We start from the raw sequence: 23,913 nt of genomic DNA, 5'->3' as shown, positions 1-23,913 counted from the left end.
CACAAGTCCCTCCGGTGCTGCCCCGATCAGCTGCGGCGTTGGTGAATTCCCTGAGCCGAATTCCGGGATCTGCCCGATACCCCGGTGCGGCGCCGATCCCTAGCGTGTCGGCAGGCCAACGATCGGAGTCGACATGCGCAATTCCAAGCCTGGCAGGCGAATAACCGCGGCGGCGACCCTTGCCCTCCTGCTCACCGCCACGACGGCCGCGCCCGCGCTCGCCGCGACCGGGCACCAGGACGTCCAGCGCGCGCTGGACGTGCTCACCGCGCAGGACGGCGTGCCCGGAGCGCAGGTCACCGCGCACGACCGCACCGGGCCGAGCTGGTCGGTGCGCAGCGGCGTCGGCGACGTGAGCACCGGCCTGCCGTTCCCGGAGGACGGGCGGTTCCGCGCGGGCAGCACCACCAAGTCGTTCGTCGCGACCGTCGTGCTGCAGCTGGTCGCCGACGGCCAGGTCGAACTGGACGCACCGGTCGAGCGGTACCTGCCGGGCGTGATCGCCGGGAACGGCAACGACGGCAACGCGATCACCGTGCGCCAGCTGCTGCAGCACACCAGCGGGCTTTACGACTACCTCCAGGATTTCCTCGACGTCGACCCCGAACAGCTGCGCCACCGCGGCGCCGACCCGGCCGAACTGGTCGGCATCGCGATGCAGCACCAGCCGCCGTTCCCGCCGGGCGCGAAGTGGTCCTACTCCAACACCAACTACGTCCTGGCCGGGATGCTGGTCGAACGGGTCACCGGGCACAGCATCCACACCGAGATCGCCGCGCGGATCACCGGGCCGCTCGGCCTGCACGACACGTACCTGCCGAAGCGCGGCGACGAGATCCTCCCGGCGCCACACCCCAGGGGTTACGCACCCGCACCCGCAGGGCTGATCGACTTCACCGAGTTCGACCCGTCGATCGGCGGGGCCGCGGGTGCCCTGGTGTCGACCGAGCGGGACCTGAACCACTTCTTCGCGGCCCTGCTCGAAGGCCGCCTGCTGCCTGCCGAGCAGCTCGCCGAGATGCAGCGCACCGTCCCGGCCGATCTCGGGGGTAAGAACGCGCACTACGGGCTCGGGCTGGCGAGCGTGCCGCTGTCCTGCGGCGGCGAATTCTGGGGCCACGGCGGCGACATCATCGGCTTCACCACCCTGTCCGCCGCGACCACCGACGGCCGCGGCGCCACCGCCGTGGCCAACCTGAACCCGGCCACGCCCGAGATCCACCGCGACATGTTCGCCGCCATCGACGCCGCTCTCTGCTCGTAGGGGCCGGTTTCAGAGCGGCTCGAACGCGGGGATCGCCGGTTTCGCGCGAAACCGGCGATCCGCGTGGGGCGGGATGGCGGTTTCGCGCGAAACCGCCACCGTTGTCAGGCACCGGACAGCTTCGGGACGAGCCGGGTAGAGCCCTCCTGAAACACAGTCCTAATAGGACAGACGCCGCGTCACCGCAGACGTTGGGCCCGGAGGACGGTGTCGTGGGTGTGGCCGCCGGGCGACGGGGGGTTCCGCGGGCGGGATTCGTCGACCATCACGGTCCAATCGCCGTCGAGGAGTTCGGCGATCTCGTGGGGCTGGTAGAACTCGCCCGGCTCGTAGCCGTGCGCGGCTTCCGGCGGCATGTCCGTCATGTCGTGGCCGACGAACAGGAGCGTGCCGCCCGGGGAGACCGAGGCCAGCAAGCCGCGCAGGGCCGCGTGCCCGGACTGCTTCACGAGCGGGAAGTAGTGCACCGACACCAGGTCGAACGCCCCGGCCGGCGGCGCGACGGCGTTCAGGTCGGCGCGCGTCCAGGCGACTTCTGGACCACCCGCCGCGACTCGGGCGGCGCGCTCCAGCGCGACCCGCGAGACGTCCACTGCGGTGACCTGCCACCCGCGCCGGGCCAGCCAGAGCGCGTCCGCGCCTTCGCCGCATCCCACGTCGAGCGCTTGCCCGGGCGGCAGGTCCGCCGCTTCCGCGACGAGCGCCCCGTTCGGCTCGCCGCTGAACAACTGGTCCTGGCTGCCGTAGCGCTCGTCCCAGAACTCCTGCCCGGTCACCTCAGATGCCATGACGCCGGTCTCCCATGACGAGTTCGCAGATGCGCGCTTCCAGTTCGTTCGAGAAGGGATCCCGCGCGGCTTGTCGTTCGGTCATCTCGACCACCTCCGACACCAACATGACCCCGCGATCCGAAATCCGGCAACGCCGTTTGCGGGAACAGCAAACGCGTCAGGGAGTTCCCAGGTGGCGGCTCAGCACCGCGGCCTCCGCGCGGAGCCGTTCGGCGAGGTCGTCGCGCCCGGCCTGCTCGTACTCCTCCGCCGCCGCCGATCGCTCCCGCACCTCGTTCGCCACGATCGATCGCAAGTCTGCCTCGGTGAGCCGGCGGCGTTGCGCCTCCGCCGCGCCAACGCCCAGCGCCGCACCCGCGACGTGTTCGTTCCCGCCGCTCAGCGAGCGGTCCACGGGCACGGCTTCGGCGTTGTCGATCGCCGCCAAGGCCGAGCGGAGCGCCGCGACGGCGATGTTGTTCCGGGCCTTGAGGGCCGTTTTCAGGTCGTCACGCAGGCTGGTGCGCATGTGCCGGGACTCCAATCCGGGTGCCGCCGGCCTGCCCTCGATAGCAGTACGGCTGTACGATATTCGGGTGCCGCGGGTTGCCGATCATGATCAGCGTCGCGCCCAGATCGCGCGGGCCTTCCAGCGCCTGCTCGCCGCGGAGGGCTTCGCGGGCGTCTCGTTCTCGCGGGTGGCGACCGAGGCCGGGATCTCGGTCGGGCTCATCCAGCACTACTTCGCGGGCAAGGACGCGCTGCTGCACTTCGCCTACGAGGACGCCACGCGCCGCTTGGGCGAGCGGGTGCGGGTTCGCGTCCGCGATGGCGAGGCTGCCCGCCTCCCGATCGCCGAGGTGCTGCTCGACAGCCTCGTCGAACTGCTGCCGCTCGACGAGGAACGGGACGTCGAATACCGCGTTCGGCAGGGCCTGCAGGCGCAGGCGCTGCATCACGCCGGTCTCGCGGAGGTCGCCCGGCAGGCGGGCGGCGCCATCCTCGACTACGTCACGAAGGTGATCCAGGACGGCGTGGAGCGCGGCGAGGTCGAGCCCGGTGTCGACGCCGTGCTCGCCGCCCGCACGATCCTCGCGACCGTGCAGGGCCTGGCCGATCAGGTCGCGCTCTCGGGCGCGGACGCCTTCTCGGCGCGCGACGCGTTGCGCCCGGTCATCGCCACGGTGTTCACCGGGCATCGCTGATCTCCTCATCGCAGAAAAACTCACGACGACTCCGCGGCCGTGCGGCTATCGTAGCAATATGCTCGTATTGTTATTGCTCAGCGAGGGGCACGCACGATGACCGAACACGTGACCGCGCAGTTGAGCAGCGGTGCCATCCGCGGCCGCAGGCTCGACGAACACCTCTCGTTCCAAGGCATCCCGTACGCCGCCCCACCGGTCGGCGAGCGGCGGTGGCGCCCGCCCGCGCCGGTCGAGCCGTGGTCCGGAATCCGCGACGCGACCGTCCCCGGGAATCCCGCGCCGCAGCTGGCGCAGTCGTTCGCGGACGTGACCTCCGTCGACGAGGACTGCCTGACGCTCGAAGTCACCGCGCCCTCGACCGCAGGCACCGGACGCCCGGTGCTGGTGTGGCTGCACGGCGGCGGTGGGACGAACGGCACCGCCGCCATCTACGACCCGCGGCGGCTAGCCATCTCCGGCGACGTCGTCGTCGTGGCGCCGAACTTCCGGCTCGGCGTGTTCGGCTGCTTCGGGCATCCGGGCCTCGCCGACGGCGGCACCTTCGGCCTGCAGGACCAGCAGGCCGCGCTCCGCTGGGTGCAGCGGGAGATCGCAGGATTCGGCGGCGACCCGGCGAACGTGACGCTGATCGGGGAATCCAACGGGGCCCTCGCGGTCGCGGCGCACCTGATGTCGCCCGCCTCTGCCGGGCTGTTCCACCGCGCGATCCTGCAGAGCGCGTTCGGCGTGCTGGGCCCGACACCGGCGCACACCTTCATGCCCGGCGTTCCGGCGCTCCCTCCAATGTGGACACCACTGGCCGAGCTGGACCGGCTCGGTGCCGCCACCGCCGCCGAGCACGGCTGGATCACGCCCGGCAGCGATGCCGGATCGGCGCTCGCGCAGCTCCGGCGGGTTCCGGCGGAGGAGTTGCTGCAGGTGTCGGGCAACTTCATCCGGCCGGCCTTCGGCGGCACCACGCTGCCCGAATCACCTGCGGAAGCGCTGCTCGCCGGGCGCTTCCACCGGATGCCGGTGCTGCTGGGCACCACGCTCGACGAGGCCCGGTTCTTCGTCGGGCTCGCCGGAAACCCGGTCACCGCCGAGAGCTACCCGCACCTGCTCGCGGAGGCCTTCGGCGACGCGGCGGAGGATGTCGCCGCGCGCTACGCGCTCGACGGCTTCCCCACGCCCAACCTCGCCTGGGCGCAGATCTGCACCGACCGGGCGTGGGCGCGACCGGCCTGGGAACTGGGCCGTGCTCTCGCCGCGCACACCGACACCTGGTTCTACGAGTTCGCCGACCGGGACGCCCCGCCGCTCGTGCCGCTCCCCGGAGCCCCGACCGGCGCGCAGCACTCCAGCGAGCTGGCGTACCAGTTCGACATCCCCGGCGCGCCGCCGCTGACGGCGGCGCAGCGCGAGCTCGCCGACCGGATGAACCGCTACTGGAGCTCCTTCGCGGCCAACGGCGACCCCGCCTGCGCCGACCTGCCGGCCTGGCCCGACGCCGCCACCGGCCACGTCCAGTCCCTGGCGCCGGAACGGATCGGCGGCACGGACTACGCGGCCGGGCACGCCCTCGACTTCTGGTCGCGGATGCCCTGAAAAAGTTCGCGCACGAGCGACGATTCGGCCCGCCCTCCGCGGTCCTACTCGCGACCGACCTGAAGCACAGGAGATCCAGCCGTGACGAGAGCAGAACCGACGCCCCGACGCGCGCCCGGAATCTGGCCGTTGGTGCACGCCGAGCGGGCGGCCCTGGCCGCCGACCTAGCCGACCTGACCGACGAGCAATGGGCGACGCCGTCGCTGTGCACCGAATTCACGGTGCGCGAGGTGCTTGCGCACCTCACCGCGGGCGCGAGCCTCACCCCCGCTCGGTGGTTCGCGGGCGTGATCCGCTGCCGGTTCGACTTCGACAAGCAGGTGGCCATGCGGCTGGCGGAGCAGCTGGGCGCCAACCCGGCGGAAACGCTCACGAGGTTCCGCCGGGTCACCACCAGCACCACCAAGCCGCCGCTGCCGGTCGTGGCGATGCTCGGCGAAACGATCGTGCACGCCGAGGACATCCGGCGACCGCTGGGCATCCACCGCGATTACCCGATCGACACCCTGACGCGCCTGGCCGAGTACTACCAGGGCTCCGACCTCGTAGTTCCAGTCAAGAAGCGGATCGCCGGTCTCCGGCTCGCCGCGACCGACGGCCCCTTCGCCACCGGCTCCGGGCCGCTGGTGTCCGGCACCACCCTGGCGCTGACCATGGCCATGACCGGCCGCACGGCCTACTTCGACGAACTCGACGGCGATGGCGCCGCGACCCTGCTCCACCGCGCATGAACCACCGGCCGAGGTTCAGCCCCGGTCGGCCAGGTAGTCCTCGCCGCCGACGTAGGCGGTGTGCCCGGTCTCCAGCGGGGCGGTTGCCGCGGACACGATTTCGGCGGCGAACTCGGAGATCGTCGGCAGGGAACCGGCCTCCGCGCGGCGGGCGTCGATGATGCCGGGGCGGGCGCACTCCAGGAGCGTCGGGGTGATCGTGCCCTCGATCATGTCCCCCGAGACGACCACCAGGCCGATCCCGCGGGCCGCCAGGTCGGGGATCCGGTCGCGCAGCGCGTCCTCGCCGGCCCGCTTGCTCGCGGCCACCGGTTCGTACTCGTCGTAGGTGGGCCGCCTGCCGTGGAAGTGCGCCTGGTGGCTGGTGACGAAGACGATCCGCGCCGACGGCGGCAGCAACGGCAGCACAGCGTCCACAAGTGACACTTGGGCGTCGCGGTTCAGCCGGAGCGCGTAATCGGGCGGGACGTCGCGCTCCATCCCGCCGGAGGCGTTGAGGACCAGCAGGTCCAGGCGGCCGCACAGGTCGCGGATCTCGCCGGTCATGGCCGCGACATCGGCCCGGTCGGTGAGGTCCGCGCGAACGGCCGAGGCCGCGCCGCCCGCGCGGGCGATCTCGTCGACGACCCGCTGAGCGCGCTTGACTCGCCCGCCTCTCCGCGATCCACAGTGGTGGTTGCGTTCAGCTCACTCGCCCGTTGCGTGGTTTCCCGTGGCTGGCTCGCGTCACGGTCCCCTGAGGCTCGGCCGAGGAGAGCTGAGGTTGACACAGGGCTACTCATGGCTCGCCCGCATGACCATCGCGTCGGCGCCGGCGGCCACGTCCGCGCTCCGGGGCACCGCGGTCCGCGCCAGCCGGGTGCTCACGGCCGCCCCGAAACCGGCGATCCGCACCACGTCGTTGACGAACTCGTCGAGATCCTCGGGCCACGGCAGCGAAGGCTGGTTGATCAGCAGCGACACGCACCCGTGCATCGCGGACCACAGGCTCAGCGCCAGCGTGCGAGGATCCCCGCGCAGCACTCCGCCGTCCACGCACGCGGTGACCGCATCCACCATGTGCGCGAAGCACTCCTCCGCCGCGGGCGAGAGCTCCGGGCCACCGGGCCGGTGCAGCATCAGAACGCGGTACTGCACCGGATGATCGAGGGCGAACCGGACGTAGGCGCGTCCGCATTGGCCCAGCGCGATGAACGGGTCCGTCAGCCGCGCGCAGGCTTCGCGGATCCGGCTGCCCAGCCCGTCCCACGCCCGCAGGCACACTGCCTCGACCAGCCGGTCTTTGCTCGCGAAGTGCCGGTACACCGACGGCGTGGTGACGCCGGCGCGCTCGGCCACGGCGCGCAGCGTGAGCGCCTCCTCGGTGCCCGCCTCGACCAGCATCCGCTCGGCCACGAGGAGGATCTCCTCGCGCAGCCGCCCGCCCTCGCCCGGATTGGCCCGCACCCGCCTGCCCGGCACCGGTTCGCACAGGTCCGACATCGGGTCGCATCCATCTTGCACGAGATCACAGTGACATTGTCACCTTGACATTGTCAACCACTCCGGACACTCACCCCGGTGGCCCGAAATACCAGCTGACGACCCCATCGCGCCAGGTCAGAAGGATCGTCACGAATTCTCGACCGGATTTGTCGCAGGGCATTGACCTCGACATAACTTGAAGTTACAAGCTCTCGATGTTCGCCTCGGCGACAGACCGGGAGCGATTGGTTGGGAAGGAACCCCATGACGACAACGACAACCGACGACCCCGGCCAGGTCACCGTGCTCGGCCTCGGCGACATGGGGTCGGCGATCGCCAGGACGTTCGTCGACCGCGGATACCGCACGACGGTCTGGAATCGGACCGCGAGCAAGAGCGAGCCACTGGTCGCCGCCGGCGCCACGGCGGCCGCGACGGCCGCGGAGGCGGTGGCGGCGAGCCCGCTGGTCGTGATCTGCCTGCTCGACAGCACGGCGGTCGACGAGGTGCTGGGCGCCATCGAAACCGCGGTCGCGGGCAAGGTGCTGGTGAACGTCACGAGCGGTTCTCCCGCCCAGGCACGGGAGAACGAGCGCTGGGCGACCGAGCGCGGCGCCGAGTACATCGACGGCAAGATCATGGGAGATCCGCCGTACGTGGGCACGCCGAACGTCATGTTCCCGTTCAGCGGCTCCCGCAGCGCTTTCGAAGCCCACGAGTCGGTGCTGCGGGAGCTGGGCAGCGTCGCGTACCACGGCGAGGACGCCGGCTTTGCAGCCGTGGAGTTCATGGCCCAGGTCGCGGTGGCCTACGAACTGCTCATCGGCTTCCTGCACGCGCTCAAGCTGGTCCAGGCCGAGGGCGTAGACGTCGTGGAGTTCACCGAGCGCATCGCCGGCTCGATGGCCGCCTACCCGCCGCTGCTGACCTCGATGGCCAAGGCGGTCGGCAGCGGCGAGTACGCGCCGGACCTCGGCCCGCTCAACGTCCAGGCCGCGCTGATGGACGACATGATCGACCACCGGGAATCCGTCGGCGTGGAGGCCGTGCGGATGCGGGAGGTCAAGGACCTGATGGACCGCCGGATCGCCGAAGGCCACGGCGATCAGGGCTTCTCCAGCCTGTTCGAGCTGCTCGCGAAGCGCCGGTGACGTGCCGCGGGGTGCGGGCTCCCGCACCCCGCGTTCGCCGCGCATCGCAACCGTCCACATCGGACTCGGACTCGCCGGAACCGGCTGCGGCGCCGCTGATCACTGCGGTTCTGCCCCGAAGATCATGCGGTGCCCGCGCGCCGTGTCCGCGTACTCGCGGGCCCGGTGGATCAGCCCGTCCCGGAGTTCGAAGACGAAGCAGTAGTCGTTGCTGTAGTGGTTGCCGTTGGCGAGGGTCGCCGTCATGGTCGCCTCCACGACCACCCGCTCGCCGTCGACGTGCTGCCCGTGAAAGACGACGTCGACGTCACGCGCGTACAAACGGGGGAAGTCCTCGGCGAAGAAGCGCACGATCGCCTCCCTGCCCACCATGTGGTCGGGAGCCCCGAGCGCGACGGCCGTGGCGTTCCCGGGTGGCGACAGCCATTCGGCGTCCTCGGTGAGAACTGCGGAGATCTTGTCGGGATCCTTGCCGGCGAGCGCTTGGAAGGCGTTCTGGACGATGCTCATGGAATCCACTGTTTCCCTCGGCGCAGGCCGATGTCTTGGACGAATGTTCCCGTCGATCCGCCCATAGCATGGGGTGATGCGACCCGCCGGGAACGAGCGCGAGGCGGTGGCCAGGTGGTGCGTCGCGAGGCCGCCGAGGCCCAGCCGGATGGCCGGCGTCGGCATGGCCGGGTTCCGCGACCGCGGCGCGGGCCCGGTCGACGTGCGGGTGGTCCCGCACCCGGCCGTCACGCTGGCGCTGGAATTCGGTGACGGCCCGCTCGTCGTGGACGCCGAAACCGGTCGGCAGCGGCGGGGAAATCTCGTCACCGGGTTCATGCACGGCGCTGTTCGCGTGCGGGGCGAGAAGGTCGAGTGCGTGCAGGTGCGCCTGTCCCCGGTGGTCGCGCACGAGGTGCTGGGCGTCTCCCCGGCGGAGCTGGACCACCTGGTGGTGACCCTCGACGACCTGTGGGGCCGCGACGCGGCGCGGATCCGGGAGCAGCTCGGCGAAACCCGGTCGTGGCAGGACCGCTTCGCCTTGGCCGACGCCCTGCTCGCCCGTCGCCGCGAGGCGGGGCGGCCCGTGGATCCCGAGGTGGCCTGGGCCTGGCAGCAGATCGCCGGCAGCCGCGGCCGGGTCCGGGTCGACGGGCTGGCGGCCGAGATCGGGTGGAGCCGCAAGCGCCTGTGGTCCCGGTTCCGGGCGCAGATCGGCCTCCCGCCCAAGCGCGCCGCGAAGCTGGTCCGCTTCGACCACGCCGCGCACCGCCTGGCGGCGGGCGGGAACGCGGCCCGGATCGCGGCGGAGTCCGGCTACGTCGACCAGTCCCACCTGCATCGGGACGTCCTGGCGTTCACCGGGGCGACCCCGACGACCGTGGCCGGCGAGACGTGGCTGGCGGTGGACGACATCGCGTGGCACGGGCGCGACACGTCGATCGACTAGCCTTGTGCGGTGTTCGACTCGCCTGACTTCGATCTGGCGCCGTACGCGGAGTTCGACACGTCGGAGCTGGTGCGGCGCACCTACTGCAGCTGGGGCGACGCGGGCTGGCGGTCGCTGCTCGTGCAGTGCTTCGACCACGCGCCCGAGGCCGACCACGTCCCGATGCCCGGGGTGTCCGACCTGCACCTCGTGCTCTTCGTGGCCGGGGACGTGGCCACGCGGACGCGCGCCGGCGGAAAACCGGTCCGCCGCCGCTGGGTTCCCGGCGATCTGGAGCTCATGGTTCCCGGCCGGACGAGCGTGCGCGACTACCGGGCGGCGTCCGCGATGCGCACGATCCAGGTGCACATCCCATCGGCGACCGTCGAACGAGCCGCGGCGCAATTGGGCGGTCCGGGACCGGACTTCGAAGCGCTTTCGGTCGCGGCGGGCGCGGGCGATCCGGTCGTCGAGCAGATCATCCGCGCACTGCCCGCCGCCGGTGGCGCGAACGATCTCTACGCGGAATCCGCCGGGGCGTTCCTCGCGACGCACCTGCTGACCCAGGGCCGGCACGAACGCCTGCCGGGGCCCGAACACGCCGCCGTCCGCGCGGGCATCGCCGTCATGCGGGACCGGCTGGCAGAGCCGCTGACGCTGGCCGACATCGCCGCCGAAGTGCACCTCAGCGCGTACCACTTCATCCGCGTCTTCCGGGCTGCGACCGGCGAAACGCCCCACCGGTTCCTCACCCGGCTGCGGATCGAGCGGGCGCAGCGGCTGCTTTCCGACGACGCCCTCACCGTCGCGCAGATCGCCGGGCGTTGCGGTTTCGCCAGTCCCGGAGCGCTGTCGACGGCCTTCCTGAGCCATGTCGGCGTCCGGCCGTCGGCGTACCGCAAGATCTGATCGAAGGTCGGCAATCCAGCGCATGTCCCCGGCCGTCCGCGTCGTCTAATTTCGGCCGTGCCAAGCAGCTCCGGCGTCGCCGCGCACTCGCCCGGACGCGGTTCTCGCGATGAGAACGGTGGTGCGGCGGCGAACGAAAGGATTCCGACCATGCTCCGCTACGACGCGACCGCGACCTCGACAGCGCCTCCGGCCGTCGTCTGGCGCCTGCTCGTCGACGCACGCACCTGGCCCACCTGGTCGACCGTCGACAGCCTGGTCACCGAACGTTCCAGCGGCCTCGACCCCGACGGCCGCGATCCCGTCGGCGCGGTCCGCGCGTTCCGCACCGGGCGGACGGTCACCGGGGAACGGCTGACCGGGCTCGACGAGGAGAAGCAGCTGACGTACGAGGACGCCTTCAACTCGGCCATCCACGACTACCGGGCGGTCATCGACCTCACGCCCGCGCCCGGCGGCGGCACGGCCATCCACTGGCACGGCACCTATGCCGCCCGATGGGGAATGGGCTGGTTGATGAAGCGCGTCATGCAGCGGGTCATGCAGCAGATGGCCGACGGCCTCGCCTCCCACGCGGCGGAGCAGGCGCGCCAAGACCCGGCCGGCTAGGCACGCTCCGGCACACATCAAAAAAGATGTGCGGATTTTCCGGCGCGGCTGTCGAGAACAGCACGTCGGCTCCGTCCCTGGGGCACGATCGGCCCAACAGGCCGTACCACCGAGAGGGAGCTGACCATGAAGTACCTGCTGCTCAAGCACTACCGCGGCGGCCCGGCACCGGCTGTGGACTACCCGCCGATGGATCAGTGGACCCCGCAGGAAGTCGACGCGCACATCCAGTACATGAACGACTTCGCCGCCCGCCTGGAGGAGACCGGCGAGTTCGTGGACTCCCAGGCATTGGCCCCCGAGGGCACCTTCGTGCGATCCGACGGCGCGGGACGGCCTCCGGTGACCGACGGCCCGTTCGCCGAGACCAAGGATCTCGTCGCGGGCTGGATGATCATCGACGTGGAGTCCTGGGATCGCGCGGTCGAACTGGCCGGCGAGCTGTCCGCGGCGCCCGGGCCCGGTGGCGAACCTCTTCACGAATGGCTCGAATTGCGGCCGTTCCTCACCGAGCCGCCCGCGGTAACCGAATGAACGAGCCACGGCTGCGGGAGCTCGTGCCCGCGGTGATCGGCGTCCTCGTCCGTCGCGGAGCAGACTTCGCCGCGGCCGAGGACGCCGTGCAGGAGGCCCTGATCCGGGCGCTCGAAGCCGGCCCGGGGGATCAGCCGCGCGACCTGAAAGCGTGGCTGATCTCGGTCGCGTGGCGCAAATTCCTCGACGCCGCCCGAGCCGAGAAGGCCCGGCGCGAACGAGAGCTCGCGGTGGAGGCCGAACCACCCGGCGGCCCGGTGCCTGCCGCGGACGACACGCTGCGCCTGTACTTCCTGTGCGCGCATCCCACCCTGCCGCCGAGTTCGGCGGTCGCGCTGACCCTGCGCGCGGTCGGCGGCCTGACGACCAGGCAGATCGCGGCGGCATACCTGGTCCCGGAAGCGACGATGGCCCAGCGGATCAGCCGGGCCAAGCGGCGCATCGCCGAGGTCCGGCTCGACCAGCCCGGCGACCTGGCGACCGTGTTGCGCGTGCTCTACCTGGTGTTCAACGAGGGGTACAGCGGGGATGTCGACCTGGCGGCCGAGGCGATCCGGCTCGCCTGCCAACTCGCCGCCCTCTCCGACGAGCCCGAAGCGGCCGGGTTGCTCGCGCTCATGCTGCTGCACCACGCGCGCCGGGCTTCCCGCACGGGGCCAGGCGGTCGCTTGGTGCCGCTGGCGGAGCAGGACCGGTCATGCTGGGACACCGAGCTGATCGCGGAAGGAGTGGCGATCCTGCAGACCGCACTGGCCCGCGACCGGCTCGGCGAGTACCAGGCCCAGGCCGCGATCGCGGCCCTGCACGCCGACGCCCCCACCACGTCCGAGACGGACTGGGTGCAGATCGCGGAGTGGTACGACGAACTGCTGCTCCTCACCGGCAGCCCGATCGTGCGGCTCAACCGCGCCGTGGCGGTCGGCGAAGCCGACGGACCGCAGGCAGGCCTCGCCGAACTCGCCGAAATCGACCCCACCCTGCCCCGCTACACCGCGGTGGCGGCATACCTCCGCGAGCGAGCAGGAGATCTCGGCCCCGCAGCCGACCTGTACGCCGAAGCCGCCCGCGCCGCCACCAGCCTGGCGGAACGCGATCACCTCACCCGCGAAGCAGCACGCGTGCGCCACGCCGAGCGGAAGTCACCACCTCGGTGAAGGCCACCAGGGGATCGTCTTCTCCCCGTTCCCGGCGAGTCGTTCGGCTGCTGTCGGCGGCCTTCCCGGATCGGGCGGCCCCTGTTGTTTCCGCGGTGTTCGGTGCCGGTTCCGAGGCGGCGGGCGACGTTTCGCGCGTAGCGTGTGCCGCGGTCACACAGCCATTCTGGAGGTTGACGATGTCTTCGACGGTCCCCTCGTTCCGCACGCCCGACGGCGTCACGCTCGGGGTCGAGCACTTCGGCGATGCGGCGGCGCCCCTCGTGCTGCTCGCGGGCGGCACCACCATGCTCTCCTGGCCCGACGCGCTCTGCGAGGCGCTCGCGCGCGGCGGACGTCACGTCGTGCGCTACGACCTGCGCGACTCCGGCGCGTCGACGACCGTCGACCCCGAGGCGCCGGCGTACACGCTGCGCGACCTCGCCGCCGACGCCGCCGCGCTCGCCCGCGGACTCGACGACCGCCCGGCGCACCTGGCGGGCATCGGCGTCGGCGGGATGGTCGCCCAGGTCGCCGCGCTCGACCACCCGGACGCGTTCTCGGCCCTCACCCTCGCCGGGACGCGGCCCGTCGCACCGGGCCCGGTCGACGACGACCTGCCCGACCACGACGCGGCGACGATGGGCAGGTGCTTCGCGCTCCCGATGCCCGACTGGTCCGACCGCGCTGCCGTGGCGGAGTTCGCCGCCGCCGGCGCGGAGATCCTCGGCAACGACCCCGCCGCGGCACGCGCGACCGCCGAGCGGATCTTCGACCGCACGCCGGGCACGGAGCCCGCGGTCCAGCTGGCCAACCAGATGGGCATGGTGTTCTCCAGGCTCGACTGCAAGCCGCGCTGGCGCGAGCGCCTGCCCGAGCTCACGATGCCGACGCTCGTGGTGCACGGTCGCCGCAACATGTTCTTCCCGGTCGGCAACGGCGAGGCGCTCGCGCGCGAGATCCCTGGCGCGCGGCTGCTCGTGCTCGAACAGGCAGCGACCGCGATCCCCGACGCGGCCGCCGATGAGGTCGCCGCGGCGATGCTCGCGCTGTAGGACCGAGAACTCCCTCGCAGGCGTCCAATTTGGACGGACAGCGGACATCGCGACCGAGAATCGGACGTCGGCTCCCATGCCATGCCGATCTCGTACGACCCGGGGTTCCTTCGTCGGCCCGTGATCAGTCTCAGCGGCGACCTTCTCGCCTAAGTCGGTCAGCCGCATCGGGCCTCCTCGCGGAGGCGGTCGTTACGACGCCGCCTCAAGCCGCAGGCCATTGCGCCATACGGCGGCCAGGTCTTGTATCGGCAGGTCGAGCGCCTCGCTCAGGCAGACGATCGTGCCGAACGCGGGGGTCGGGAGCCGACCGGTCTCGATCTTGCGCAACGTCTCCGGCGACATGCCGGCCGCCTGCGCCACGTCACCGAGATCGCGGTCTGCTCGCGCTTCACGCAGCAGCCTCCCGAGACGCCTGCCGGCCTCGATCTGTTCGAGCGTGAGCGGATTGCGGACCACGGCACCAGGGTACGGTTGGTATTTTAATACCGCAAGGTGCTACGTTGGTATTATTATACCGACGTAGGACGTGAGGGTACCCGTGATCGAGTTGAAGTCGCCCGCAGAGATCGAACGGATGCACACCACCGGGCAGTTCGTCGCCCAGATCCTGTCCGAGCTCAGCGAACTCGCCGACGTGGGCGTCAACCTCCTCGACCTGGAACACCACGTCCGCAACCGGATCCGGCAACGCGGCGCGCAATCCTGCTATTGGGACTACGCCCCGTCCTTCGGCAATGGCCCGTTCCGCAACGTCACCTGCCTGTCGGTCAACGACGCCGTGCTCCACGGACTGCCCCACGACTACGCACTGCGCGACGGGGACGTCCTCACCATGGACCTCGCGGTCGGGATCGACGGCTGGGTCGCGGACGCCGCCCGCACCATCATCGTGGGCACGCCGGCCGACGATGACCTGCGACTCCTCCGCGCGACCGAAGAAGCGCTCGCCGTCGGCATCGAGGCCGCGAGGCCGGGCAACCGGCTGGGCGATGTCTCAGCGGCGATCGAGGCGGTCGCCACCGGTTACGGCTACCCGATCAACACGGAATTCGGCGGCCACGGGCTCGGCCGGACGATGCACGAGGATCCCCACGTCCCCAACACGGGCCGCGCCGGCCGCGGCCTCAAGCTCCGAGCGGGCATGACCCTGGCACTCGAACCCTGGTTCGCCCGCACCACCGACCGGATCGTCTTCGACCCCGACGGCTGGACGATCCGCTCGGCCGACGGCTCACGCACCGCCCACTCCGAGCACACGATCGCGATCACCGAAAACGGCCCCCTGGTGCTGACCCAACACCGGCCACACCACGCGGCCCCGGCCTCGGCATGAGCCCGGCCGAGGAGGTCGGTCCGCGACGCAGTGAGACCTCGCAAGATCCACCTTCCGCGGCATTTCCCCAGTTTCGGTGAGGTTGCGTCGTCTCAACGGTCGGCGCTCGCCTGGTCCCTCGGCCGCGCGTCAGCTTGAGATGCGGGCTTCGATGCCGTCGAGGACGAAGTCGAGGCCGGTCCGGAAGGTCTGGTCGGCGTCCAGGTGGGGGCCGTCGTGGACGACCGCGGCCAGCGCGGGGAATCGGCCGGTGGCGAAGGTCCGCTGCAGATAAGGCCCGAAGGTGGCCTGCCACTGCTCCTGGTCCATCCCGGAGGCTCGCTCGGCGCGCCGCTCGGTGATCTCCCGGCGCACCGCGCCGATCACGTACGCATTGACCGCGGCGACCGCCGGCACGACGGTGTCCAGGTCGACGCCGCCCATCGCGGCCAGCACGGCCTCTCCGGCGGCCAGCGTGTTCGGCCCGAGCTGGGGGCGCCCACCGATCAGGTCGGCGAGCCATTCGTGCTGGTGGGCGGCCCGCCGGGTGGTTTCGGCAAGGGAACGCAGCACCTCTCGCCAGCCGTCCCCGGTCGGCCGGATCTCGGCGTGGACCGCATCGACCATCAGGTCGAGCAACTCCTCCTTGGTGGCGATGTAGCCGTACAGCCGCATCGGTCCGACGTCCAGCGCCGCGGCGACCTTGCGCAGCGACACCGCGTCCAGGCCGTCCGCATCGGCGAGTTGGATCGCCGCTTGGACGATCCGCTCCCGGCTCAGCGGGGCCGGCACCGGTCGATCCGGCGGCTCCGGCCGCTCCCACACCAACATGCCGACGACGATACAGCGTTGGGATTGATACAGTGTATTGACTGATACGGTGAATCGAGGAACCATGACCATCGCCATCGTCGGAGCCGGCTTGGGCGGCTTGGCCCTTGCTCGGGTGCTGCACGTAAACGGCATCGACGCCGTTGTGCACGAACGTGAATCGTCGCGCGACGCGCGCGGTCAGGGCGGCATGCTCGACATCCATTCCGGCCAGCGGGCGCTGCGCGAGGCCGGTCTGATCGACCAGTTCTACGCGATTGCCCGTGGCGAAGGCCAGGACATGCGGCTTCTCGAGCCGGACGGCACCCTGCTGCTCCAGGAGGACACGCCCGAGGGCGCCCCGCTCGAGCGACCCGAGGTGGACCGCGCCGATCTTCGCGACCTGCTGCTGGACTCGCTTCCCGAACACGCGGTGCGCTGGGGGCACGCGTTCGAATCCGCCGACAACGGCGTGCTGCACTTCGCCGACGGCAGCAGTGCGACGTACGACCTGCTGGTCGGCGCCGACGGCGCGAACTCCCGGGTCCGCGCACTTCTCACCGACGCTCGGCCAGAGCACATCGGCCACAACGTCGTCGAGCTCTGCATTTCCGACATCGACCGCACCTACCCCGACCTCGCGGCGATGGTGGGACGCGGCAACTACTGGGTGCTCGGCAACGGACGATCCCTGGCGGCGCAGCGCAACGGCGACGGCCGCGTACGCATCGGCCTCAACTTCTACAACACCGCCGAGGACTGGTTCGCCACCAGCGGGATCCCGTTCGACGACCCAGCCGCCGCCCGGGCGCGGCTGATCGAGGAGTTCACCGGCTGGGACCCGCGGTCCACCGCACTGATCGCAGCCTGCGACGACACGATCGTGCCACGGTCGATCACCACTCTCCCGGTCGGCCTGACCTGGCCGGCGACGCCAGGCGTCACGCTGCTCGGCGATGCCGCGCACCTGATGCCGCCGGTGGGGGAGGGCGCCAACATGGCGCTGCTCGACGGTGCCCTGCTCGGCCTCGCGCTGGCCGCGCACCCGGACGACTATCCCGCCGCCGTCGAGGAATACGAACGCGAGATGTTCGAACGCACCAGCGCTGCCGCCCGGATGTCCGCGGACGTGCAGGAATTGCTGATGTCGCCGGACGCCGCCCAGAAGATGCTCGCATTCTTCCAACCTGGCTGACGACCAGGAAACCGGTTTTCGGGCGCAGGTGTAGCAAAGCGTGAATCTGTAGGTGCTCGGCGACCGAGCTGTTCTACCACGACGGCCTCCCAGCTGACGCCCGCCGACGCGGCTGGACGGTTGCGCCCCGATGCAACCGCGCTGTATCAGCAGACCTGTCCGGATCTACCGGAGCGCCAGGTGCAGACCACCTACGTGACGTGCCGCGAAGATCGTGTGGTGGACGGCGAATGGAACGCCGCTGTGGCCGTTTTGGTCTGCACCGGAACGACTCGCCGGGCTACTTGGTCGAGTTGGCCTGACACGGGCCACACGGGATGTCGGGCGCCGAAGCGCGTGTGCTGATCTAAGCTGCCGCCATGGCGCTCGAACTCCGGCCGCTCGCGCTCGACGACGCCACGGCTGTCCACGACTGGGCCCGCTTGCCGGAGTCGTGCCGCTATCAGGCGTGGGGCCCCAACACTTACGAGCAGACGCAGGCGTATGTGCGGGCTGCGGTGGCGGCACCCCCAGACCGCCTGGTGTTCGGGTTGCTCGTCGATGGCGACGTTGTGGGCAGCGCCGAGCTGAAGCTGCACGGTCCGAGCACCGGCGAGATCGCGTACGCGGTACACCCACGGCTGTGGAGGCGAGGCATAGCTACGGCTGCGGCGCGGGAGCTGTTGCGCATGGGCTTCAGCGAGCATGGCCGCCACCGCATATTCGGCACGTGCGACCCGCGCAACCTCGCCTCGGCGGCGGTGTTGCGCAAGATCGGCATGCGATACGAGGGCCGGATGCGTGGCACCGCGTACATTCGCGATGGCTGGCGCGACTCGGACCTGTACGCCATCCTCGCCGACGACTGATGCTGACTCAGGCGATGGCCAGTCGGCCGGACACTGGCCATCACGACTGAGAACTGGCCATCAAACCGCGCGATATGTTGATCTTGCGTGCCCTGGGACCCGTCCTCGCGGCCTACCTGCTGCGCGGTGTCCGTGCAAGAGCTGGCCGAAGCGTTCACGCCCACACCGGAGGAGACCGTCCGCGCTGACCTTGACCCGAACACGTCTACCGCTACGCTTCACTCGCGGGGTGCCTTCCCGTGAGGACTACTCGATCTGTCGCAAGTTCAAGTTTCCCTCACCGGATAGGAACCTTCGCGCATTCAGACCCGGTGTCGAGCACAACCGCGCGAAACACCCAGGCTAGAGCTTCGCGGCAATGTCCAGAGCTGCCGCCTTGGCGCCGTCGCGGGCCTCGTTCGCAGGCATCCGCACCTCGTCCTGCCAGAGCCAGTAGGTCTTGTTCGAACCGCTGTACTCGACCTTGACCACCTGAGTGCCCTTGCGGAACACGACCATGGCAAAGCGGTAGTAGGGCGTGCCCATGTCCCACTCGTACAGGTACGCCTCATCCCACGGCCCGGCGAGCTCGGTCAGGCTCTTGTCCGGGTCCGGTTGTTGATCAGGGTCGTCCTTGTCGAGTCCGTTGAAGTCCTGGGTGTCTTCACCACGCACCCAGCCGAAGTAGCGCTCGGCCTGGAACACCGGGTCGACGCCGGCGTAAGCCTCTCGATCGAGATACCTCTCGACGGTGTCGAACTCATCGAGCTGTGTCGCGAGCTCGACCTCGAGGTAATCCTCGAGCTCGACGTCGAGGTACTGGTCGGCATCGAGATGCCCCCTGCCGAAATCCAGATAGTCGACGGTCATTTCACGCTCGTTGCTACCGTCCAGACCCCATTCCGGTCTGAAGTCGCAGAGCCTGTTGACCGACTCCTGATCCCCACTGCAACCCCCTTCTGAGGTGCGCAGCTTGATCAGGGTCGCTTCGCTGGGCACAAGGCGATCCCGTGGGATCGGCTCCCGCCGCGGCTCCCTGTTCGTCGCAATGCCGACGGGCTCGGTGACCTTCTGGTGCATGAACCAGAAGTACCCGCCGCCCGACAGGACGAATACCACTACCGCGATGATCAAGTACCGGTGGATCCGCCACCTCGAAGAGAGCATGCGCGGAGGCTAACCGCGCAATTCGCCCAGCGCAGCTGCTTGATCATTCTGCTGCCCAGGCATGGGGCACGGTCTCCAACCGCGAACGGCCTCAGGCAGTGGCCATCAAGATTGAGAATTGGCCACCAGATTTGCGAACCTACAAGAACCCGGAACTACTCCTGGGCCATGTCGACGAAGCGGCTGTAGTGCAGCTGGTGGGCGACCGTGATCGTGGCCGTCGGGCCCGCACGGTGCTTCGCCAGGATCAGGTCCGCCTCGCCCATCCGCGGGTCGTCCCGCTCGAACGCGTCCGGCCGGTGGATCAGGATCACCATGTCCGCGTCCTGCTCCAGCGAACCGGATTCACGGAGGTCCGAGAGCTGCGGGCGCTTGTCCGTACGCTGTTCCGGGCCTCGGTTCAGCTGGGAGATCGCGATCAGCGGGACTTCGAGTTCCTTGGCCAGCAGCTTGAGGTTTCGGGAGAACTCCGAGACCTCCTGCTGCCGGGACTCGACGCGCTTGCCCGAGGTCATCAGCTGCATGTAGTCCAGCACGATCAGCTTGATGTCGTGGCGCTGCTTGAGCCGCCGGGCCTTCGCGCGGATCTCCATCATGGTGAGGTTCGGCGAGTCGTCGACGAACAGCGGCGCCTCGCTGATCTCGCTCATCCGCCGCGCCAACCGCGTCCAGTCGTCGTCGGTCATCCGGCCACCGCGCATGTCGCCGAGCCGGATCCGGGCCTCGGCGGAGAGCATGCGCATGACGATCTCGGTGCGCCCCATTTCCAGCGAGAAGATGACGCTGCCGAGCCCGTGCTTCACCGACACCGACCTGGCGATGTCCAGTCCGAGCGTGGAGTTGTGAGTCGGAATCATCGACCGGCCGGCCAGGTACAGGTGATCCGACGAATCCACTTCGACGCATCGAACCGGCACACTCGCCACCGGCCGCACATCAGTGATGAAGCGGGTTCCGACCATCCGAGGAGTACGCGCGTTGCGTTCCTTGTGGACCAGCTTCTTGCGATTCAGCCGGAAGACATCGTCCTGCGTGGTGAACGTGAGCGTGAAGGCCGTGGACGACGCTTCGGTTCGGCCACGAACCCTCTTGGTCGTCCAGGTGCAGCGGTAGCCGAGACCGACGACGAGCTCGTACGCATCGCGGGCAAGCCGCTCGCTGGTCACGCTGAACTGCACGGACCCACCCGGTGTCACCGTGCCATCGGTGTCGAGAAGACCCGCGAGGATGGCTCGGCGTTGAGATTCGGAGCCTCGGAGGTACTCGGCCGGGATGTGCTTGTTGTCCAGCACGCCCATCGTCCGGAGCAGTGCCTGAACAGTCCCCCGCGGAGCGCGGTAGCCCTCCGCCTCCACGTACATCGCAATCTCGGGATCTGCGCTTGTGAAGGCCGCCGACGCCGATGTGCCATCACCCAGCCAGACACCCAGCACGTAGGGCGCGATGGGGAGATCTCGCTCCGGCAAGTCGAGTGCCTGCGCGGCGTTCACCGAGTGGTTGAGCCGTCGGTCGGCGGTGTTGCAACGCAGGGTCGCCGCAATCTCCTCGGTCGTCCGCACTTCCGCAAAAGTTCGTTGGTTGCGGGTGCGGTTGTATCCGACCGCAGCGGCTTGAGCCGACTTCCGCGATGCCCGGGTGTCGGTCAACCACTGGTGCTGGGCGTCCGCAGTGATGACCGTGCCATCGGAGAACTCGACTTCGTAGCAGGCGCGGTCGTGCATGACCTCGGTCGCCGCTACGACCTTCGTCGGCTTACCGTCCGCGCCGATCAGGTGGTCGCCGACGGCGACCTCACCCATCGTCGTCCAGCCGTCCGGGGTCGGTAGCGGCGTATCCAGCGAGAGCGCCTTACCGACACCGGGTCGCGCCGCGATGATGATCATCTGGCCCGCGTGGAGGCCGTTGGTCAGGGCGTCGAGGTCCGCGAAACCCGTTGGGATGCCTTGGGATTCTCCTCCTCGGGAGGCGATGGCGTCGATCTCGTCCATCGTCGGCTGGAGGAGTTCTTCGAGGACGTGGTAGTCCTCGCTGGCCTTGCGCTCCGACACGTCGTAGATCGCGGACTGGGCCCGGTCGACGACCTCCTCGATCGCCGCGCCCTCGGAGCCGTGGTAGCCGAGCTGGACGATCCGGGTGCCCGCCTCCACCAGGCGGCGCAGGATCGCCTTCTCCGAGACGATCTCCGCGTAGTAGCCGGCGTTCGCCGCCGTGGGCACCGTGGCGATCAGGGTGTGCAGGTACGGCGCGCCGCCGACCTTGAGCAGCTCCTGGCGGCGCTCCAGCTCGGCCGACACGGTGATCGCGTCCGCCGGTTCGCCGCGGCCGTAGAGGTCGAGGACGCAGTCGTAGATCGCCTGGTGCGCCGGGCGGTAGAAGTCGTTGGGGCTGAGCACCTCGACGACGTCGGCGATGGCGTCCTTGCTCAGCATCATGCCGCCGAGCACCGATTGCTCCGCGGCGAGGTCCTGCGGTGGCTGCCGTTCGAAGGTGGTGCTGCTGCTCGACCCGCCGTCGCTGTCGAAGTACGGATCTTCCTGCTCGTCGGGCACCGCCACCGGACCCGTCACCTCCTCCGGCACAGGGCGTTCACGCGTGGTGTGCGTGAACGCCCGCGCGCGAAGCTAGATCGCCCGCCTGGAGCAGGCAAGTCAAGCTGTGGACAAAGCTCGGGACAACCTGTGGATAGATCGAATCGAGCTGTGGATAACTCGCGGCAGCCTTTCGCGCAGCTGGGGACAACTTGGGGACAAGTCGGCATGATCGACAAAAAACCCCAGTTCAGCCCCTGTGCGAAGGCTGTGGAAGAAATCCGTGGAAAAGTCCCGGCGTGTCGCTCTCGTCGGCGTGTCGGAACTCGGCGAGGCTCGGTCACCGCCGTGACAACCGGTGCGCACACCGGACGCAGCATCGTCCACCCGTCACACGAATGCCGGAGTGGACGATGCCGCGTTGTGGAAACCGGTACTACCGGGTCACTGCTCGCCGGCGACCTGGACGCTGACGTTGGCCGTCACGTCCGGGTGCAGCTGCACGTCGACGACGTGCTTGCCGAGCGACTTGATGTGGCCGCGCAGCTCGACGGAGCGCTTGTCCAGGTTCGGGCCACCGGCCTTGCGGACCGCGGCGACGATGTCGCCGCTGGTGATCGAGCCGAACAGCTTGCCCTGCGAGGACACCTTCGCGGTCAGCGTGACCGCGCCGAGGTCCTTCAGCTGCTGCTTGAGCTCGTGGGCGTGCTCCAGGTTGCGCACCCGGCGGTTCTCCTGCACGCGGCGGATCGTTTCGATCTGCTTCTGCGCGCCCTTGGTGGCCACGATGGCCAGGCTGCGGGGCAGCAGGTAGTTGCGCGCGTAACCGTCCTTGACCTCGACGATGTCGCCAGACTCGCCGAGACCGGTCACGTCAGCGGTGAGGATGATCTTCACGACGTGTCTCCTTCCGGGTCAGCGAGCGGTCGAGGTGTAGGGCAGCAGGGCCATCTCGCGGGCGTTCTTCACCGCGATGGCGACGTCGCGCTGGTGCTGGCTGCAGTTGCCGGTCACGCGACGGGCACGGATCTTGCCGCGGTCGGAGATGTACTTCCGCAGCAGCGTCGTGTCCTTGTAGTCGATCTGCGCCGCCTTGTCCTTGCAGAACACGCAGACCTTCTTCTTCGGCTTGCGCACGGGCGCCTTGGCCATCGGTCTTCCTCCTGAGCGAAAACTTCGTAAGCGTTGCTGCGCCGTTTAGAACGGCGGCTCGTCGCTGAACCCACCACCGGAGCCGGCGGGCGGCGCGGAACCCCACGGGTCGTCGGCCGGGGGACCGGACGGGCCCCCGCCACCGCTGAAGCCACTGCCGCCGCGGCTGACCTTGTTCACCTTGGCGGTCGCGTAGCGCAGGGACGGCCCGATCTCATCGACCTCGAGCTCGACGACCGTGCGCTTCTCGCCTTCCTTCGTCTCGAAGGAACGCTGCCGCAGCCTGCCCTGCACGACCACCCGCATGCCGCGGGTCAGCGACTCGGCCACGTTCTCCGCGGCCTGCCGCCAGATGTTGCAGCGCAGGAACAGGGCCTCGCCGTCCTTCCACTCGCCGGACTGGCGATCGAAGGTCCGGGGCGTGGACGCGACCGTGAAGTTCGCGACCGCGGCACCGGAAGGCGTGAACCGCAGCTCCGGGTCGGCGGTCAGGTTGCCGACCACCGTGATTACCGTTTCACCAGCCATGACCTGGGGACTCCAGTCTGGTCGTTAGCGGAATCGGGCCGGTCAGGCGGACGCCTGAGCGGCGCGGGCCTTGGCGGCGCGCGCGGCCTTGCGGGGCTCGACGATCTTGCGGATGACCTTCGTCCGCAGGATCGACTCGTTGAGGTTCAGCTGCCGGTCCAGTTCCTTGATGGTGGCCGGCTCGCTGTTGAGGTCCAGGACGACGTAGATGCCCTCGGCGTTCTTCTCGATCTCGAACGAGAGACGCCGGCGGCCCCAGACGTCGACCTTCTCGACGGTGCCACCGTCGTTGCGGACAACGTTGAGGAAGTTCTCCAGGGACGGAGCGACGGTGCGCTCGTCCAGGCTCGGGTCCAGGATGACCATGAGCTCGTAGTGACGCATGAAGACCATTCACCTCCTGTGGACTCACGGCCACGGGCTTTCCGTGGCAGGAGGGTCGTTCGCGTCGACGAACTGAACAAGGCTAGCAAGCGGCACCGACGCCGCCACCATCACCCCACCCCACCCCACCCCACCCCCGACGACGTTCGTGGTGCCGCAATTTCAATGGAAAT

Annotated in this window: 26 protein-coding genes and 1 pseudogene; 14 read left to right on the top strand and 13 right to left on the bottom strand. The window is 69.6% G+C overall.

The window, feature by feature from the left end:
- Nucleotides 1-133: 133 nt before the first annotated feature.
- Nucleotides 134-1,264: a serine hydrolase domain-containing protein gene (locus tag ACWEV3_RS18810; protein WP_452615099.1), complete on the top strand. Its 1,131-nt coding sequence runs from the start codon at nucleotides 134-136 to the stop codon at nucleotides 1,262-1,264.
- Between the two features lie 179 nt (nucleotides 1,265-1,443).
- Here ACWEV3_RS18810 and ACWEV3_RS18805 read toward each other — a convergent pair whose 3' ends face one another.
- Both ACWEV3_RS18805 and ACWEV3_RS18800 read right to left on the bottom strand, forming a co-directional pair.
- Entirely contained in the window at nucleotides 1,444-2,052 is a 609-nt protein-coding gene (locus tag ACWEV3_RS18805) for a class I SAM-dependent methyltransferase (RefSeq protein ID WP_452615098.1), read from the bottom strand.
- Between the two features lie 160 nt (nucleotides 2,053-2,212).
- Nucleotides 2,213-2,563 (bottom strand): GatB/YqeY domain-containing protein, encoded by a 351-nt coding sequence (locus tag ACWEV3_RS18800; RefSeq protein ID WP_452615097.1) that lies wholly within the window; start codon nucleotides 2,561-2,563, stop codon nucleotides 2,213-2,215.
- A gap of 67 nt (nucleotides 2,564-2,630) precedes the next feature.
- On the opposite strand from ACWEV3_RS18800, the gene ACWEV3_RS18795 reads away from it, so the two are divergent.
- From ACWEV3_RS18795 to ACWEV3_RS18785, 3 genes are all read left to right on the top strand, one after another.
- Nucleotides 2,631-3,239 carry a TetR/AcrR family transcriptional regulator gene (locus ACWEV3_RS18795; RefSeq protein ID WP_452615096.1) on the top strand — a complete coding sequence of 203 codons (609 nt, stop codon included), beginning with the start codon at nucleotides 2,631-2,633 and terminating at the stop codon, nucleotides 3,237-3,239.
- A gap of 96 nt (nucleotides 3,240-3,335) precedes the next feature.
- Nucleotides 3,336-4,829: a carboxylesterase/lipase family protein gene (locus ACWEV3_RS18790; RefSeq protein ID WP_452615095.1), complete on the top strand. Its 1,494-nt coding sequence runs from the start codon at nucleotides 3,336-3,338 to the stop codon at nucleotides 4,827-4,829.
- Nucleotides 4,830-4,910: 81 nt separating this feature from the next.
- On the top strand, nucleotides 4,911-5,561 hold the full coding sequence (locus ACWEV3_RS18785) for a maleylpyruvate isomerase family mycothiol-dependent enzyme (RefSeq protein WP_452615094.1): 651 nt from the start codon (nucleotides 4,911-4,913) through the stop codon (nucleotides 5,559-5,561).
- Between the two features lie 15 nt (nucleotides 5,562-5,576).
- Here ACWEV3_RS18785 and ACWEV3_RS18780 read toward each other — a convergent pair.
- A pseudogene (locus ACWEV3_RS18780) lies at nucleotides 5,577-6,197 on the bottom strand (SDR family oxidoreductase); the annotation flags it as partial.
- Nucleotides 6,198-6,335: 138 nt separating this feature from the next.
- Entirely contained in the window at nucleotides 6,336-7,043 is a 708-nt protein-coding gene (locus ACWEV3_RS18775; RefSeq protein ID WP_452615093.1) for a TetR/AcrR family transcriptional regulator, read from the bottom strand.
- A 246-nt stretch (nucleotides 7,044-7,289) separates the two neighbouring features.
- On the opposite strand from ACWEV3_RS18775, the gene ACWEV3_RS18770 reads away from it, so the two are divergent.
- Nucleotides 7,290-8,177: an NAD(P)-dependent oxidoreductase gene (locus ACWEV3_RS18770; protein WP_452615092.1), complete on the top strand. Its 888-nt coding sequence runs from the start codon at nucleotides 7,290-7,292 to the stop codon at nucleotides 8,175-8,177.
- Nucleotides 8,178-8,276: 99 nt separating this feature from the next.
- Here ACWEV3_RS18770 and ACWEV3_RS18765 read toward each other — a convergent pair whose 3' ends face one another.
- Nucleotides 8,277-8,687, bottom strand: coding sequence for a nuclear transport factor 2 family protein (locus tag ACWEV3_RS18765; RefSeq protein ID WP_452615091.1), 411 nt, complete (start codon nucleotides 8,685-8,687; stop codon nucleotides 8,277-8,279).
- A 76-nt stretch (nucleotides 8,688-8,763) separates the two neighbouring features.
- On the opposite strand from ACWEV3_RS18765, the gene ACWEV3_RS18760 reads away from it, so the two are divergent.
- From ACWEV3_RS18760 to ACWEV3_RS18735, 6 genes are all read left to right on the top strand, one after another.
- Nucleotides 8,764-9,615 carry a helix-turn-helix domain-containing protein gene (locus ACWEV3_RS18760; RefSeq protein ID WP_452615090.1) on the top strand — a complete coding sequence of 284 codons (852 nt, stop codon included), beginning with the start codon at nucleotides 8,764-8,766 and terminating at the stop codon, nucleotides 9,613-9,615.
- Nucleotides 9,616-9,624: 9 nt separating this feature from the next.
- Nucleotides 9,625-10,503, top strand: a complete 879-nt coding sequence (locus ACWEV3_RS18755) for a helix-turn-helix domain-containing protein (RefSeq protein WP_452615089.1) — start codon at nucleotides 9,625-9,627, stop codon at nucleotides 10,501-10,503.
- A gap of 150 nt (nucleotides 10,504-10,653) precedes the next feature.
- Entirely contained in the window at nucleotides 10,654-11,112 is a 459-nt protein-coding gene (locus ACWEV3_RS18750) for an SRPBCC family protein (RefSeq protein ID WP_452615088.1), read from the top strand.
- 126 nt (nucleotides 11,113-11,238) lie between these two features.
- Nucleotides 11,239-11,646 carry a YciI family protein gene (locus ACWEV3_RS18745; RefSeq protein WP_452615087.1) on the top strand — a complete coding sequence of 136 codons (408 nt, stop codon included), beginning with the start codon at nucleotides 11,239-11,241 and terminating at the stop codon, nucleotides 11,644-11,646.
- The gene (locus ACWEV3_RS18740) at nucleotides 11,643-12,800 is read left to right on the top strand and encodes an RNA polymerase sigma factor (protein WP_452615086.1); all 1,158 of its coding nucleotides are present in this window, start codon (nucleotides 11,643-11,645) and stop codon (nucleotides 12,798-12,800) included. The genes ACWEV3_RS18745 and ACWEV3_RS18740 overlap by 4 nt, the downstream gene beginning before the upstream one ends.
- 179 nt (nucleotides 12,801-12,979) lie before the next feature.
- Complete coding sequence (locus ACWEV3_RS18735; protein ID WP_452615085.1) at nucleotides 12,980-13,834, top strand: alpha/beta fold hydrolase; 855 nt, start codon at nucleotides 12,980-12,982, stop codon at nucleotides 13,832-13,834.
- A gap of 192 nt (nucleotides 13,835-14,026) precedes the next feature.
- Here the strand turns inward: ACWEV3_RS18735 and ACWEV3_RS18730 are convergent, their stop codons facing one another.
- A complete protein-coding gene (locus ACWEV3_RS18730) occupies nucleotides 14,027-14,293 on the bottom strand; it encodes a helix-turn-helix transcriptional regulator (RefSeq protein WP_358577699.1) in 267 nt (88 codons plus the stop codon).
- Between the two features lie 82 nt (nucleotides 14,294-14,375).
- Between ACWEV3_RS18730 and map the strand changes: the two genes are divergently transcribed.
- The gene (map, locus tag ACWEV3_RS18725) at nucleotides 14,376-15,170 is read left to right on the top strand and encodes a type I methionyl aminopeptidase (RefSeq protein WP_452615233.1); all 795 of its coding nucleotides are present in this window, start codon (nucleotides 14,376-14,378) and stop codon (nucleotides 15,168-15,170) included.
- 129 nt (nucleotides 15,171-15,299) lie between these two features.
- On the opposite strand, the gene ACWEV3_RS18720 is transcribed toward map, so the two are convergent.
- Nucleotides 15,300-15,980, bottom strand: coding sequence for a TetR/AcrR family transcriptional regulator (locus ACWEV3_RS18720; RefSeq protein WP_452615084.1), 681 nt, complete (start codon nucleotides 15,978-15,980; stop codon nucleotides 15,300-15,302).
- Nucleotides 15,981-16,044: 64 nt separating this feature from the next.
- Here ACWEV3_RS18720 and ACWEV3_RS18715 point away from each other — a divergent pair, with 64 nt between their 5' ends.
- Together ACWEV3_RS18715 and ACWEV3_RS18710 are read left to right on the top strand one after the other, a co-directional pair.
- The gene (locus tag ACWEV3_RS18715; protein ID WP_452615083.1) at nucleotides 16,045-17,154 is read left to right on the top strand and encodes an FAD-dependent oxidoreductase; all 1,110 of its coding nucleotides are present in this window, start codon (nucleotides 16,045-16,047) and stop codon (nucleotides 17,152-17,154) included.
- Nucleotides 17,155-17,513: 359 nt separating this feature from the next.
- A complete protein-coding gene (locus ACWEV3_RS18710; protein ID WP_452615082.1) occupies nucleotides 17,514-18,002 on the top strand; it encodes a GNAT family N-acetyltransferase in 489 nt (162 codons plus the stop codon).
- 342 nt (nucleotides 18,003-18,344) lie between these two features.
- Here the strand turns inward: ACWEV3_RS18710 and ACWEV3_RS18705 are convergent, their stop codons facing one another.
- From ACWEV3_RS18705 to rpsF, 6 genes are all read right to left on the bottom strand, one after another.
- Nucleotides 18,345-19,115, bottom strand: a complete 771-nt coding sequence (locus ACWEV3_RS18705; RefSeq protein WP_452615081.1) for a hypothetical protein — start codon at nucleotides 19,113-19,115, stop codon at nucleotides 18,345-18,347.
- Between the two features lie 188 nt (nucleotides 19,116-19,303).
- Nucleotides 19,304-21,697, bottom strand: a complete 2,394-nt coding sequence (gene dnaB, locus ACWEV3_RS18700) for a replicative DNA helicase (RefSeq protein WP_452615232.1) — start codon at nucleotides 21,695-21,697, stop codon at nucleotides 19,304-19,306.
- Nucleotides 21,698-22,120: 423 nt separating this feature from the next.
- Entirely contained in the window at nucleotides 22,121-22,573 is a 453-nt protein-coding gene (gene rplI / locus ACWEV3_RS18695) for a 50S ribosomal protein L9 (RefSeq protein ID WP_132481853.1), read from the bottom strand.
- Nucleotides 22,574-22,591: 18 nt separating this feature from the next.
- Complete coding sequence (gene rpsR, locus ACWEV3_RS18690; protein ID WP_093151213.1) at nucleotides 22,592-22,828, bottom strand: 30S ribosomal protein S18; 237 nt, start codon at nucleotides 22,826-22,828, stop codon at nucleotides 22,592-22,594.
- Between the two features lie 45 nt (nucleotides 22,829-22,873).
- Nucleotides 22,874-23,356 carry a single-stranded DNA-binding protein gene (locus ACWEV3_RS18685; protein WP_093263833.1) on the bottom strand — a complete coding sequence of 161 codons (483 nt, stop codon included), beginning with the start codon at nucleotides 23,354-23,356 and terminating at the stop codon, nucleotides 22,874-22,876.
- Nucleotides 23,357-23,398: 42 nt separating this feature from the next.
- Complete coding sequence (gene rpsF / locus ACWEV3_RS18680) at nucleotides 23,399-23,749, bottom strand: 30S ribosomal protein S6 (RefSeq protein ID WP_010312877.1); 351 nt, start codon at nucleotides 23,747-23,749, stop codon at nucleotides 23,399-23,401.
- Nucleotides 23,750-23,913: the final 164 nt, after the last annotated feature.

This window comes from Saccharopolyspora sp. NPDC003752 (assembly GCF_053605825.1).
This window is presented reverse-complemented; position numbering and strand designations above follow the sequence as displayed.

What these genes read in the sequence shown, in the direction of transcription:
- ACWEV3_RS18745 (WP_452615087.1), top strand. Translation starts at nt 11,239, where the DNA reads ATGAAGTACCTGCTGCTCAAGCACTACCGCGGCGGCCCGGCACCGGCT.
- rpsR (WP_093151213.1), bottom strand. Translation starts at nt 22,828, where the DNA reads ATGGCCAAGGCGCCCGTGCGCAAGCCGAAGAAGAAGGTCTGCGTGTTC.
- ACWEV3_RS18790 (WP_452615095.1), top strand. Translation starts at nt 3,336, where the DNA reads ATGACCGAACACGTGACCGCGCAGTTGAGCAGCGGTGCCATCCGCGGC.
- ACWEV3_RS18710 (WP_452615082.1), top strand. Translation starts at nt 17,514, where the DNA reads ATGGCGCTCGAACTCCGGCCGCTCGCGCTCGACGACGCCACGGCTGTC.
- ACWEV3_RS18765 (WP_452615091.1), bottom strand. Translation starts at nt 8,687, where the DNA reads ATGAGCATCGTCCAGAACGCCTTCCAAGCGCTCGCCGGCAAGGATCCC.
- ACWEV3_RS18800 (WP_452615097.1), bottom strand. Translation starts at nt 2,563, where the DNA reads ATGCGCACCAGCCTGCGTGACGACCTGAAAACGGCCCTCAAGGCCCGG.
- ACWEV3_RS18715 (WP_452615083.1), top strand. Translation starts at nt 16,045, where the DNA reads ATGACCATCGCCATCGTCGGAGCCGGCTTGGGCGGCTTGGCCCTTGCT.
- ACWEV3_RS18750 (WP_452615088.1), top strand. Translation starts at nt 10,654, where the DNA reads ATGCTCCGCTACGACGCGACCGCGACCTCGACAGCGCCTCCGGCCGTC.
- ACWEV3_RS18685 (WP_093263833.1), bottom strand. Translation starts at nt 23,356, where the DNA reads ATGGCTGGTGAAACGGTAATCACGGTGGTCGGCAACCTGACCGCCGAC.
- ACWEV3_RS18775 (WP_452615093.1), bottom strand. Translation starts at nt 7,043, where the DNA reads ATGTCGGACCTGTGCGAACCGGTGCCGGGCAGGCGGGTGCGGGCCAAT.
- rpsF (WP_010312877.1), bottom strand. Translation starts at nt 23,749, where the DNA reads ATGGTCTTCATGCGTCACTACGAGCTCATGGTCATCCTGGACCCGAGC.
- ACWEV3_RS18770 (WP_452615092.1), top strand. Translation starts at nt 7,290, where the DNA reads ATGACGACAACGACAACCGACGACCCCGGCCAGGTCACCGTGCTCGGC.
- ACWEV3_RS18810 (WP_452615099.1), top strand. Translation starts at nt 134, where the DNA reads ATGCGCAATTCCAAGCCTGGCAGGCGAATAACCGCGGCGGCGACCCTT.
- ACWEV3_RS18740 (WP_452615086.1), top strand. Translation starts at nt 11,643, where the DNA reads ATGAACGAGCCACGGCTGCGGGAGCTCGTGCCCGCGGTGATCGGCGTC.
- ACWEV3_RS18720 (WP_452615084.1), bottom strand. Translation starts at nt 15,980, where the DNA reads ATGTTGGTGTGGGAGCGGCCGGAGCCGCCGGATCGACCGGTGCCGGCC.
- ACWEV3_RS18760 (WP_452615090.1), top strand. Translation starts at nt 8,764, where the DNA reads ATGCGACCCGCCGGGAACGAGCGCGAGGCGGTGGCCAGGTGGTGCGTC.
- ACWEV3_RS18805 (WP_452615098.1), bottom strand. Translation starts at nt 2,052, where the DNA reads ATGGCATCTGAGGTGACCGGGCAGGAGTTCTGGGACGAGCGCTACGGC.
- ACWEV3_RS18735 (WP_452615085.1), top strand. Translation starts at nt 12,980, where the DNA reads ATGTCTTCGACGGTCCCCTCGTTCCGCACGCCCGACGGCGTCACGCTC.